Raw genomic sequence first — 12812 nt, forward strand, 5'->3', positions numbered from 1 at the left:
AAAATTCAGTTATGTATCCGCTATCATTCACTAAATGAATAAAATTATTCAAAACCGACTATTTACCCTCCTATTTATCACATGTATGATGATGTCAACAGAAATATAAAGTCAGGTATAGGTTAAATTGATGTGAGTTTATTTTACGTAATTACAAAAAAATGATGAGGAGGAAATGAAATGAACTCCAAAGGCTGGGAAGTATATTTCTCGGAGCGGGACAAACAGCACAATCAATTAACAGGCAAGAAGGAGCCGAACGGCTTCGGGGAGTGCCCCGCGCTGGTGCTGATCGACATCTACTACAGTGTTTTGGGAACAAACCGCGAGCCGATTTTCGAATCGATGAGGACTTGGCCGGGCAGCACTGGAATGGAAGGGTGGGCAGCTGTTGACAAAACCGCTGAACTGGTTAAGGTTGCGAGGGAGAACGGCATTCCGGTCATTCATGTGAAAGGGCTGCAGAGCGGCATCAAACCGTGGATCCACCGCAAGTCCCGTCCATCGACTCTATCGGAGGAGCAGCGCCTTAAAGGGTACGAAATCGTGGACGAGGTGAAGCCGGTCAGCGGTGAGTTGGTCATTGAGAAATCGGCACCGAGCGCATTTCAAGGCACGCCGCTCCTTTTTCAGCTGGTCAGCTTGGGTATCGATACAGTCATCTGCTGCGGCGAAACGACGAGCGGGTGCGTGAGGGCATCCGTCGTGGATGGCGCGACACACAGATTCCGAATGGGCGTTGTAGAGGAATGTGTATTTGATCGGACGGAAGCCTCTCATTGGATGAATCTATACGATATGAATCAGAAGTATGCCGATGTCGTGCAGTTGGATGCGGTAAAGCAATACTTCAACCAGGTAGGCAAAACGGTAACCATATAAGATGTTTCAATTTAAATGGCTGTCAGGTAAACACGGTAAAATTCAAATCAAATTTTAGGAGGTTATGTACATGTATGGATGGGAAGCGTATTTAAGCGAGCGGGACAAAAAACATGATGAGCAGTGGGGTAAAAAAGAGCTGTATGGATTCGGAAGCAAGCCGGCGTTCGTTCTGATCGATATTTACTATAGCGTCCTGGGCTTCAAGCGGGAGCCGATCTTCGAATCGATGGAAATGTGGCCGAGCAGCACGGGACTCGAAGGTTGGGCGGCGGTAGATAAAACGGCAGAGCTGCTCGCGGTAGCCCGCGAAAACGGCATTCCAGTCATTCACGTCAAAGGGCTGCACAGCGGCGTTAATCACTGGGGCAGGCGGAAGCGGAAGCTTGTAGAGATGTCGCCGGAAATGCGGCAGCGCGGCACGCAAATCGTTGATGAGGTGAAACCGGTTGAAGGAGAGCTCATCATTGAAAAAGCGGCGCCGAGCGCGTTTCATGGCACGCCCCTCACCTTTCAGTTGATCAGCCTCGGTATTGACACCGTCATCGTGGCCGGTGAAACGACAAGCGGCTGTGTCCGTGCTTCCGTCGTGGACGGCGCGACCCAGCGTTTCAGGATGGGCGTCGTATCGGAATGCGTATTCGACCGGACCGAAGCTTCCCACTATATGAACTTGTACGATATGCATAACAAATACGCAGATGTCGTCTTTCTTGAAGACGCCAAAGAATATTTCAATCAAATAGGAGCGGCGAACAAACAGAAGATCCACGCGTGATATATGGATAAACTGGCGGTCCAAGCCAAAGGGGGAGAAACCATATGAGAAGAAAACGGAAGCTTAATATCGGCTTATTGGTCGTAGCGGGGCTGCTGCTGCTGTCCGCATGCTCCAACAACGTTGATCCTGCATCCGGAAATACGCCTGAAACCGCCGCTTCAGAAAATGGTGCTGCTACTCCTTCAACGGAATCCGGGGAGCCAAAGGTACTTAAGGTCCGTTTCTATGATGATCCCGCAGGCTATGATCCGGCCAACATTTTCCGGATCGAAAACGAGAACATAGCCTTTAATATTTTCAGCGGGCTAACAAGTTATGACTCCGTTACCGGAGAGATTATTCCGGATCTGGCTGAATCGTGGGAGACGAACGACAACATGAACTGGACCTTCAAGCTGCGGCAGGGCGTACAATGGCAGAAAGGTTACGGTGAATTCACCTCAGCCGACGTGCTGTATTCCTACAACCGTATTCTCGATCCGGCAACTGCATCACCTTATGCCGCAGAGTTCAACAACGTGGATAGCATTGAAGCGCCTGACGATTATACGGTCGTCATCAAGCTCAAATCGCCGGACGGCAACTTTCTGCATCAGGTGGCGAACTATCATCAGGGCCAGATCGTAAAGAAAGAAGTTGTCGAGAAATTCGGTAATCAAATCAAATGGAACCCGGTTGGTACAGGACCGTTCGCAGCAGAGAAGATTGATCCAAGCTCGGAAATCATACTTGTCAGGCATGACGATTATTATCAAGGGCCTGCGAAGCTCCAGAAAATTATTTTCAGCATTATCAAAGATGAATCGACCGCTACCATCGCGCTTCAGAACGGCGAGATCGATGTAATTATGCGTTCTAATCGCGAGGAAAATCTTGATATTTTGGAGAAGGCCGGCTTTAAAATGAATAACGTGGAAAATTATGCGACATCTCTGAAGGTGTTCAATTTGGAAAATCCGATTCTTGCAAATCTAAAGGTTCGTCAAGCATGGGCGCACGCTGTCGATTTCAACGCAATCGCCGAGGGTGTATCCCCCCGTTTGCAGAAGAGTGCTAAAAGTATGCTGCTTGATTGGATGAGTGGGTACAGTGAGAATACGAAACAGTACGGCTACGATCCGGAGAAAGCCAAGCAGCTGCTTGCCGATGCGGGCTATCCGAACGGGTTTACGATTACGCAGGACGGCACGTCGGCGTCTGGCGTAACCGAGCAGATGCAGCTGGAGCAAGAATATCTCAAAGCTGTCGGCATCAATCTAGAGTTCGAGCTAGTCGATACGCCGACATACAACGAAAAGCGAAACAGCGGCGATTTCGACGTCTCCGGAAGGCTGCTGCCGGCTGTAAATCCGGATATGGTACTGTTCAGCTATCTGCATCCCGACAACATTGCCCCGAAAGGCCTTAATGGCGCCCGCTACAATAATCCTGAGTTGACGGAGAAGCTGGAGGCCGCAAGGGCCGAAAAGGATGATACTAGCCGTCTAAAGCTTTACGAAGAGGTGCAGCAGATCGTCATGGAAGAACTGCCCTATCTGCCGACTTATGCCAGCAACGTCTACTGGCCAAGCAAGCCGAACGTCGAGGGTATCGTCATTAATAAGCTGGCACAGGTCAATTTCTACGGCGTTGACATTAAATAAGGCTATAGCTCATTACGAATATCGTTACCAGTGAGCAGTACAATAGGTGGAGGTGGAACGTGATGCTGAGCTATGCGATAAAACGGGTTATGCAGTTGATCGTCACCATGTTTGGCGTCGTTACGCTCGTCTTCTTCGCAATCCGTATGATACCGGGCGATCCGGCGGCGGCGATGGCCGGCGACAACCTGTCCGGCGCTGCGCTTGAGGAATTTCGTCAGAGACTTGGGCTTGACGCCCCTCTCTGGCAGCAGTATACGGATTATATCCAAAGCGTCGCCCGTTTTGACTTCGGCAGTACGATTACGACATCGCTTCCGATCGCCGGGCTAATGCTCAAGGCGCTCCCGATTACGCTGATGGTGGCGGGGCTCACCGTTCTGCTCTCCGTGTTGATTGCTATTCCGCTTGGAACACTGGCTGCTTTTTTGGCGAACAAGGGCAAGAAAAAGCTCGATAACGCGATTACCTGGACAGCCATGGTCGTCGATCTGATGCCTGCCTTCTGGACTGCGCTGCTTCTCATGCTGTTCCTTTCCCTCAACCTGCGGCTGCTGCCTGCAAGCGGTACGGTTTCATTAGAAGACCCCATGCTAATGCTTAAGCGTATCGCTTTACCCGTTCTTGTGCTCGCCATCTCTCAGGTTGCCACGCTGGCGCGTATTACAAGGACCGCCGTGCTTGAGGTATTAAACGAGGATTATGTTCGCACCGCGAGATCGCTCGGCATGTCCGAGATTGCTGTCGTCTTTCGGCATGCACTCAAAAATGCAATGCTTCCGATTATTACCGTAGTTGGTTTAAGCTTCGGCAATCTGCTCAACGGTACCGTCATAGTCGAGTTTATCTTCTCCATCCCGGGCATCGGAACGCTGCTTGTCTACGGCATCAATAGCCGAGATTACCCGCTTGTGCAGAATGTCATCCTGTTTTATGCGTTCGTTTTTGTCGCCATCAACTTCATTACCGATATCATCTACAAAAAGGTAGATCCGCGCGTCCAGTTTTGACGAATTCCAAGGGTTATGCTGATCGCAATCAATATGGGAAGGATTCTTGTCTGCACGAAGCGGTATTTTTTTCGCAAAATGAGGAGGAGGAGGGGTTAAACGTGAAACAAGAAGCTGTGGCCGGTACGATAGGGCAGCCGATTGCTCCGGCACAACCACGGATTCAGATCTCTTACATGCGATTTCTGTATGTAAACAAGAATGCGAAATGGGCGATGCTCATCCTGCTGCCTATTCTGCTGCTGGCCTTTCTGGCGCCGGCACTGCCGCTGCAAGCGCCGCTTGAAAGTAATATACGGGCAAGCTTGAATGCTCCGTCGTTAGAGCATCCATTCGGGACCGACAAGCTGGGCCGCGATGTTCTAAGCCGTACCCTGTCCGGCATTAAAGTATCGCTGTTCGTCGGCTTTTCAGTCGCACTTATCGCTCTGGCTTTTGGCATTGTGCTCGGCACGGTGTCCGGCTTTTTCGGAAAAACGACAGATCGAATGATCATGGGTGTCGTCGATATCTTTCTCGCCTTTCCCTCATTGCTTCTGGCCATCGGCTTGGTGGCAATCCTCGGTGCCGGGACGGTTCCCGTCATCTGTGCCATTGCTCTTTCTGACGTTCCCCGGTTCATCCGCTTGCAGCGGTCGCTTGTGCTCAGCCTAAAATCGCGTACGTACATTGATGCGGCCCGTACGGTACAAGCGCCCCAGATTTGGCTTATGGCAAAGCATATTGTGCCGAATACGATAGCGCCGCTGCTCGTCGCCGCCAGCATCGCCTCGGCTAACGCCATATTGATCGAAGCGAGTCTCAGCTTCCTCGGACTCGGCATTCTGCCGCCGGAGCCGTCGCTTGGCAACATCATTAAGGACGGTCAGATGTATTTGCAACAGGCATGGTGGATCTCCACGCTGCCAGGAGCGGTTATTTTGCTTATTGCCATTTCGCTTCACTTTCTATCGGACGGCATTCGTGAAGAGCTTGATCCGAGAGCCCGCAAATAGACCGACATACTGGTTAACAGCATTTCAACTTTAAGGCCAAAGGAGATGACAGTTATGGATAAGGGGGCAGCAGCAGGAACGATAGACCGCAATGCCGATATTCCGGGCTCAGCTAATCAGCCTTTGCTGCAGGTCCGCGATCTGCACACTCATTTCTTCACTGAATCCGGTATCGTCAAAGCGGTAAACGGCGTAAGTTTCGAGATTCAGCGAGGCGAGCGGCTGGCTATCGTAGGAGAGAGCGGATCGGGTAAAAGCGCGATGGCAATGTCGCTGATTCAGCTGATTGCCTATCCGGGCAAGCTTGTATCCGGCAGTGTGCGGCTGGACGGCAAGGAACTGGTGGGCCTAAGCGAGGCCGAGCTTAACAAGCTTAGAGGCAGTGCCATCGGCACTGTATTCCAGGATCCGATGACCTCGCTTGATCCGGTCATGACCATAGAGGAACAGATGGTGCTGCCGATTCGCAAGCACCTGAAGTTAGGGTCAAAAGAAGCACGCAAGCATGCGTTGGGTCTGCTGAATCAGGTCGGTATTCCCGATGCGGATAAGCGAATCTCCTCTTATCCATTCGAAATGAGCGGAGGCATGCGGCAGCGGGTTATGATCGCCATGGCGCTCTCGTGCAAGCCAAAGCTGATTCTGGCCGACGAGCCGACAACAGCGCTGGATGTAACGATCCAGGCGCAAATCGTCGAGTTGTTGAAGACGCTGACCGAAACGACCGGCAGCGCGATGATGTTTATTACGCATGATCTTGGGCTTGTTGCAAGGTTCGCTCAGAAGGTGGCGGTCATGTATGCGGGGAAAATTGTCGAATACGGCACAGTCGACGAAATTTTCAATTCGCCCAGGCATCCGTATACCCAGAGCCTGCTGAAGACGATTCCAAGCGTAAGCGGAGAGAAACGGGTGAGGCTGCTGCAAATTCAGGGCTTTCCGCCTGATATGAAGCTGCCGATAATTGGCTGCTCCTATAAGGAGCGCTGCCCAGCCGCATCGGAGCGCTGCAACAATGATTCGCCAGAGCTGATGCCGCGGCAGGGCAGGCAATTGGCTGCCTGCTGGTTGAAGAATGGGCTGATGACGGAAGGATACGAGAGCATCACTACGCAGCTTAGCAGAGGAGAGCTGAATGCGTTGACAAAGCAGGAGAGAGTTAACACAGCGGACGCTGCGGGCGTCATCACGACAGAGCGGAGCGCATTGCCGGTTGGGGCAAATGAAGGGGATGCGACTCGCATCAATGCGTTTGTCGCCGACGATGCGAATATCGTATTGCAAATTACCGATTTGCATAAGCATTTCAAAAAAACGTCGATGCTGCCTTGGAAAAAAGACTCGGAAATCCGTGCCGTCAATGGCATCAGCTTTAAGCTGCGGCGCGGAGAAACGATCGGCATCGTAGGCGAAAGCGGCTGCGGAAAAAGCACAACCGCCCGTATGCTGTTAAAGCTGGATGAGCCGACAGGCGGGCGAATTGAATTGAATGGCAACATTCAGATTGTTTTCCAGGATCCCTATTCTTCCTTTAACCCGAAGATGAAAATAGCTGAAATTATTTCCGAACCGCTGGATGTACGCAAAATCGGTACGAAGGAGGAAAAACAGCTGATTGTCCGGGAACTCATTCAGAAGGTAGGGCTTGATCCGTCTTATCTGGAAAGATATCCGAGTCAATTAAGCGGAGGACAGCGGCAGCGTATCGGTGTAGCGAGGGCGCTCGCGCTTAATCCCACCGTTGTAGTAGCCGATGAGCCGACATCGGCTCTAGATGTGTCAGTGCGCGCGCAAATCATCAATCTGCTTTGCGATTTAAAGGAGGAGCTAAAGCTCAGCTTCGTATTTATTTCCCACGATCTATCGACCGTACGCTATATTTCAGATAAAATCGCGGTTATGTATCTAGGCGAAATTGTCGAATATGGTGCAGCGGAAGAAATATTTGTGAATCCGGCGCATCCATATACGAAGGCGCTTCTTGCAGCCGTACCTGTCCCAGATCCGAAAATCGAAGCCTCCAGAAGCATCGAGCTGCTGAAAGGCGAACTGCCGAGTCCTGCCGCTCCCCCTGCCGGATGCGCATTCAGCAGCCGCTGCCCTCAAGTTACCGTATTGTGCACCGAGCGAAAGCCGGCGTTACAAGAATATCTTGAGCGCAGGGAGGTCGCCTGTCATGCTGTCTCCTGAGTTTTACCGGAAATTCGGCATATACGGCGGGGGACTTTTCTTTACTATTACCGGGATGGCTCAGCCTTTCTTTACACTGTATGCCCAGGAGATCGGAGCATCGACCGCCGCCATTGGTTTTATGGTGACGATGCGCTCGCTGCTTCCGATATTTATAGCCATGCCGATCGGTCAGCTGATTGATTCCGTCGGGCCGATTAAAATGCTTAAGTATGGAAGTGTGCTGCTCATTCTGTCGCTGTTCACCAACATGATTGCTTCAAGCTTGTGGATGCTTAGCCTGTCACAGATCTTCATGGGAGCCTGCGTTATCATTATGGCCTCTTCCTTTCAGGTGCTCGTATCGGAAGGAGAGAAAGAGGAACGCAACGAAAATATAAAAAAATATTCGATGTGGATGTCGGGTGGCAGCATGATTGGTCCGTTAATCGGCGGCGCCCTGACCTCCATCTTTGCCAATGCGCTATTCGGCTACAAGTTTTCCTTCGGGGCTGCTTGCGCCGCTTCGATACTCTTTTTCATCGTGCTGCTAGTGGTATCCAAAGGCTACCGAAACACTTCCCATGCAAATGCTGTGAATCCTAGAGAGCTGCTTAAGATGAAGGGAATAGTCGACAGCTATGCGAGCGGTATTCATTTGACTAAAATCCGTTCCGTTCAATTTGGACTGATCGGAACGTTTCTCATTATGTACATTCAGGCGCTGTATATGAGCTTCATGCCGATTTATTTAAAAGAGCTGGGCTATTCGACGATGCTGATCTCCATTATCATTTCGATAAAAGGGCTGTCCGGCATGCTGTCGCGTTATGGTCTGGGATGGCTAATGAAGAGGACGCACATGGAGCGAATTTTGCTGATCGCCGGTTTGATAGCCGCTATCTGTGTCGTCATAACGCCTGTCGCCGGGCTTCATGTGGCAGGAGTGGTCCTGCTCGCGCTTATCATGGGCGCTGCGGTAGGCGTCAATTTACCGGTGAGCATCATGATCATCGTCAACGATACGAAGGATTCGGACCGCGGCAAAATCATGGGACTTCGCCTCATTATGAACCGTTTTTCCCAAATTTTAAGCCCGGCTATGTTCGGGGTGCTTGGACAATGGTTTGGCTTGACAATCGCTTTCTATGCCGGAGGTGGATTTCTGGTCGTGACTATGCTTGGATTTTCAGCATACACTTCGATGAAGTGGAAGCTGCGCACGCAGGGGACAGCTGTAAAGGAGCGGGGAGTCGGCAAAGAACGGAGGAGCAGTACCACCACTGCCGCGGAGGAGCCTAAACCGCATACGATGTAAAAACTGGTCTCCTGCCTGATTATACAATCTTCATCAGTCTTATCACTTTAATGCTTAAACGCTTTAAAAGTTAAAAGGGAAGCCCGGAATTGGTTCGATTAATGAGCCAGTTCCGGGCTTTAATCATTTGTGCTTATTTTTCAAGCCTGTAGTTATGAATCCTTTCGATAATGTGGTGGCCGTATCCTGCGACAGCATTTCTTTTTGAAACTCCTTGCGGAAAAAACCTCAGGATGGTCCGGTCTAAAGTGTTATAATCAAATATTATAAAATATTTTTTTTGGAAAAAAGGATTTCCCTTCTCTAATCTAGAAAATAATAAAGTTGAAATCCGCTCATAGACACAAAAAAGGTGATCGGCTGTTGGGGGTTGGCATATGAATTATTTCTCAGATTTAACATGGCATGACTGGATTAAGGATATTATTGATGTTGGCATAGTCAGCTTTATTATTTATAAAATGATTTTGCTCGTGCGCGGAACCCGTGCCGTACAGCTGTTGAAAGGAATTTTCGTGCTGGTTGCGGTATGGGCGATCAGCACTTGGTTCAATTTGTATACGCTGAAATGGCTGATGAATCAGATGTTTACGTGGGGGATCTTTGCCGTCCTCATTATTTTTCAGCCGGAGCTCAGAAGGGTGCTGGAGCAGCTTGGGCGAGGAAAGCTGTTCGCTCGTTCATACTCGCTCGATCGCGATGTTGTCAACGATCAAATTGACGGCGTCATTAAAGCGATCCGGTTTATGGCCAGCCGGAAGATCGGTGCGCTTATCGTATTTGAGCGTGGTACGGGGTTGAACGAATTAATTGAATCGGGCATTCAAATGGAATCCAAAATTACGTCGGAGCTGCTTATTAACATCTTTACTCCGAATACGCCGCTTCATGACGGAGCGGTCATCATTCGCGGCAATCAAATTATGGCGGCCGGCTGCTACTTGCCGCTTTCGGAAAATCCTTTTATAAGCAAAGAGCTTGGCACAAGGCATCGCGCTGCAATTGGCGTAAGCGAGGTGACAGACGCGATTTCAGTAACTGTATCGGAAGAAACAGGACAAGTGTCGTTGTCGCTTGGCGGAATGATTGTTCGTGATATTAATGATGAATCGCTTATCTCAAAGCTGTTCGAGGAGTTAACGCCGAATACGAACGGGCGCGCCAAGGAGCATGATCTGGTCACTTCGTTCTGGAAGCGGAAAGGAGGCCGTCATGGATAGATGGCTAAGTCACCCGACTGCCCTTAAAATCATTTCTATTATACTTGGATTACTGCTGTGGGCGGTCGTGCATATAGACCCTGATACTTCGCCGGAAGCGGTGACGTCCAGCTTTGATATAAAAACCATTGAAGCGGCGAGAATTATTACGGATGGTTTGAATGAAGAGAAATTCACTCTTTCTGCTATGGAGCCTACCGTCGTAAGGATTGTAGTACAAGGGCGGATTTCCGATCTGCTTAAGGCTTCTTCAGTGGAAGATTATGAAGTAAAAGTGGACTTGAACGATGCGAAACCAGGTATTCAGGAATTGCCGTTGATCTTAGACTTACCTAAAGGCATTCAGCTTGTGGAAATGTCCCCTCGTACCGTTACGGTGCAGCTGGAGGAGATATTGACGAAGCCGTTCGAGCTTCAAGTCGTAGCGGAAGGCAAGCCTGCAGACGGTTACATAGCGGGAACACCCGCTGTCGTGTCAGAAACGAACGGGGTCGAGGTTACGCTCCCGAAAGATGATATGAGCCGTGTCGGACTTGTATCTGCTGAGGTCAATGTGGACGGTGCGGATGAAACAGTTGTTAACAAAAAAGCCAAAGTTATCGTATATGATACAGAAGGCATTGAAATGACGAATGCTGTCGTAACTCCGGAGACGGTACATGTTGAAGTGAAAGTAACACCGCCATTCAAGACCGTACCGCTCCAGGTACGTTATACAGGAAGCTTACCCGATGGTTTAAGCATCGTTTCCATTAAACCTGCAATCGATCAGGTCACCGTGTACGGTGAGCAGAAGTTACTAGATGAGGTACAGGTCTATGACGGCGCTGTACTTGATCTGTCGAAGGTAAAGCAGTCTGGGAGCTTACAGGTGAAAACACAGCCGGTAGAGGGCATTAAACTTATCGAGCCGGCAGAGGTGACATTGGATGTCGTAGTAGCTCCAACTGCAACCCGTACATTGAAGGATACCAAGGTCATGATTAACGGTGTAACAGCTGGCCTAACCGCTCTTATCCGCTCACCGGAAGACGGGAAAATCGATTTGACGATTAGCGGTGCAGAATCGGTGCTTTCTGCGCTGCGGCCTGATGAGATTAACGTTATTGCGGATGTTGAGGGACTCGGGCCTGGCGTACATATTGTACCGCTTCAGGTAGATGTGCCTGCTTTTGTCCAGACTGTTATCAGTAGGGGTCAACCATTGACCGTATCGATCGAAATTTTGGATAGCGCAGCCGCTGAGGCCGAGCAAGAAGCGGCGGAGGAGGTAGGCGGCACCCCATCGGAGCCGCCTCCGGCCGAGTCTTCAGACTCTGGCGATGGGATTAACGGCGATAACGCTTCCGATGGTACAACTACTGATACTGGTACTTGAACAACTTAAAAGAGAAAAAAGAACAGAACAATTACCAAAGGAGCATGTTAAAAATGGGGAAATATTTCGGTACTGACGGCGTGCGCGGTGTAGCGAACCGTGAGCTTACACCTGAGCTGGCTTACAAAATCGGCCGCTGCGGCGGTTACGTATTAACGCGGAAGGCTAACAAGCCTAGAGTGGTCATCGGCCTGGATACACGTATTTCCGGCCCGATGCTGGAATCTGCATTAATTGCAGGTTTATTGTCGATTGGCGCCAGCGTGGTGCGTCTTGGTGTCGTATCGACACCTGCAGTTGCTTACATTACTCGCGAAATAAACGCGGATGCGGGCGTTATGATCTCAGCTTCGCATAATCCGGTAGAAGATAACGGCATTAAATTTTTTGCTGGCGACGGCTTTAAATTATCTGACGATACAGAGCTTGAAATTGAGAAGTTAATCGATGCAGCGACGGATGATTTGCCACGCCCTGAGGGCGGGGATATCGGAGCGGTGTCTAGCGATAAAGGCGCGAAACAGCGCTACCTGGACTATTTGAAAACGACGATTAAAGGCGAGTTCAGCGGTCTCAAAATCGTGCTCGACTGCGCGAACGGTGCCGCATACGAGCTTGCGCCATCCGTATTCCGCGAGCTTGGAGCGGATATAATAACGGTAGGTGCCGAGCCGGACGGTCTTAATATTAATGCTGGCGTCGGTTCGACCCATCCTGAATATTTGCGTGAGCAGGTGCTTAAGAACGGTGCAGATCTTGGTCTTTCGTTCGATGGCGATGCGGATCGTTTGATTGCGATTGACGAGAAGGGCGAAGAGGTCGACGGTGATTTTATTTTGTGTATTATCGGCGATGCTATGAAGAGCGCTGGCAAGCTGAAGCAAGACACGATCGTAACGACAGTAATGGCCAATATCGGTTTCTTCAAAGGGACGGAACGTATAGGGCTGAAAACTGCACAAACAGCGGTCGGAGACCGTTACGTGATGGAAGAAATGCGCCGCGGCGGCTTCAATCTCGGAGGCGAGCAATCCGGCCATGTTATTTTTCTCGATCATATTACGACAGGCGACGGCATTTTAACTGCTCTTCAGCTTGTAGATACATTAGCTGCTTCAGGCAAGAAGCTAAGTGAACTCAAAGGACTTATGCGTAAATATCCGCAAAAGCTCGTTAACGTTCGTGTGGCGGATAAGAGCTTGTATCAAGGCAACGCAGCGATCGAGGAAGCTGTGAAGCGGGTAGAATCAGAGCTTGGAGATAACGGCCGTGTTTTGGTGCGTCCATCTGGTACGGAATCGCTGATCCGCGTTATGGCCGAAGGTCCTGATAAAGAGCAGGTTGAGGCATATGTAGCGCAAATCGCTGAGGTCGTTAAAAGTGAATTAGGTTAATTTTTAACTCCATGTAGAAGAA

The 12812-nt window shown here is 50.1% G+C and carries 10 protein-coding genes; all 10 read left to right on the forward strand.

The window, feature by feature from the left end; translation table 11 throughout:
* Nucleotides 1-180: 180 nt before the first annotated feature.
* Nucleotides 181-882 (forward strand): isochorismatase family protein, encoded by a 702-nt coding sequence (locus DFP97_RS10475; protein ID WP_114379956.1) that lies wholly within the window; start codon nt 181-183, stop codon nt 880-882.
* 70 nt (nt 883-952) lie between these two features.
* Nucleotides 953-1660: an isochorismatase family protein gene (locus tag DFP97_RS10480; RefSeq protein ID WP_181873456.1), complete on the forward strand. Its 708-nt coding sequence runs from the start codon at nt 953-955 to the stop codon at nt 1658-1660.
* A gap of 44 nt (nt 1661-1704) precedes the next feature.
* The gene (locus DFP97_RS10485) at nt 1705-3306 is read left to right on the forward strand and encodes an ABC transporter substrate-binding protein (RefSeq protein WP_114379958.1); all 1602 of its coding nucleotides are present in this window, start codon (nt 1705-1707) and stop codon (nt 3304-3306) included.
* Nucleotides 3307-3368: 62 nt separating this feature from the next.
* Entirely contained in the window at nt 3369-4316 is a 948-nt protein-coding gene (locus DFP97_RS10490; protein ID WP_114379959.1) for an ABC transporter permease, read from the forward strand.
* Between the two features lie 101 nt (nt 4317-4417).
* Nucleotides 4418-5311: an ABC transporter permease gene (locus tag DFP97_RS10495; RefSeq protein ID WP_147275041.1), complete on the forward strand. Its 894-nt coding sequence runs from the start codon at nt 4418-4420 to the stop codon at nt 5309-5311.
* A gap of 54 nt (nt 5312-5365) precedes the next feature.
* Nucleotides 5366-7501, forward strand: a complete 2136-nt coding sequence (locus DFP97_RS10500; RefSeq protein WP_181873457.1) for an ABC transporter ATP-binding protein — start codon at nt 5366-5368, stop codon at nt 7499-7501.
* Entirely contained in the window at nt 7488-8798 is a 1311-nt protein-coding gene (locus tag DFP97_RS10505) for an MFS transporter (protein ID WP_114379962.1), read from the forward strand. The genes DFP97_RS10500 and DFP97_RS10505 overlap by 14 nt, the downstream gene beginning before the upstream one ends.
* 377 nt (nt 8799-9175) lie before the next feature.
* Nucleotides 9176-10018 (forward strand): diadenylate cyclase CdaA, encoded by an 843-nt coding sequence (gene cdaA, locus DFP97_RS10510; protein WP_114379963.1) that lies wholly within the window; start codon nt 9176-9178, stop codon nt 10016-10018.
* On the forward strand, nt 10011-11396 hold the full coding sequence (locus DFP97_RS10515; RefSeq protein ID WP_181873458.1) for a CdaR family protein: 1386 nt from the start codon (nt 10011-10013) through the stop codon (nt 11394-11396). The genes cdaA and DFP97_RS10515 overlap by 8 nt, the downstream gene beginning before the upstream one ends.
* Before the next feature lie 53 nt (nt 11397-11449).
* On the forward strand, nt 11450-12790 hold the full coding sequence (gene glmM / locus DFP97_RS10520; RefSeq protein ID WP_114379965.1) for a phosphoglucosamine mutase: 1341 nt from the start codon (nt 11450-11452) through the stop codon (nt 12788-12790).
* The last annotated feature ends 22 nt before the right edge of the window (nt 12791-12812 follow it).

It is taken from the genome of Paenibacillus prosopidis, from assembly GCF_003337375.1.
Taxonomy (GTDB): Bacteria; Bacillota; Bacilli; order Paenibacillales; family Paenibacillaceae; genus Pristimantibacillus; species Pristimantibacillus prosopidis.

Excerpts from the sequence above, each read along its gene's own strand:
- DFP97_RS10475 (WP_114379956.1), top strand. The coding sequence starts at position 181 with ATGAACTCCAAAGGCTGGGAAGTATATTTCTCGGAGCGGGACAAACAG.
- DFP97_RS10515 (WP_181873458.1), top strand. The coding sequence starts at position 10,011 with ATGGATAGATGGCTAAGTCACCCGACTGCCCTTAAAATCATTTCTATT.
- DFP97_RS10500 (WP_181873457.1), top strand. The coding sequence starts at position 5,366 with ATGGATAAGGGGGCAGCAGCAGGAACGATAGACCGCAATGCCGATATT.
- DFP97_RS10480 (WP_181873456.1), top strand. The coding sequence starts at position 953 with ATGTATGGATGGGAAGCGTATTTAAGCGAGCGGGACAAAAAACATGAT.
- glmM (WP_114379965.1), top strand. The coding sequence starts at position 11,450 with ATGGGGAAATATTTCGGTACTGACGGCGTGCGCGGTGTAGCGAACCGT.
- DFP97_RS10490 (WP_114379959.1), top strand. The coding sequence starts at position 3,369 with ATGCTGAGCTATGCGATAAAACGGGTTATGCAGTTGATCGTCACCATG.
- DFP97_RS10505 (WP_114379962.1), top strand. The coding sequence starts at position 7,488 with ATGCTGTCTCCTGAGTTTTACCGGAAATTCGGCATATACGGCGGGGGA.
- cdaA (WP_114379963.1), top strand. The coding sequence starts at position 9,176 with ATGAATTATTTCTCAGATTTAACATGGCATGACTGGATTAAGGATATT.
- DFP97_RS10485 (WP_114379958.1), top strand. The coding sequence starts at position 1,705 with ATGAGAAGAAAACGGAAGCTTAATATCGGCTTATTGGTCGTAGCGGGG.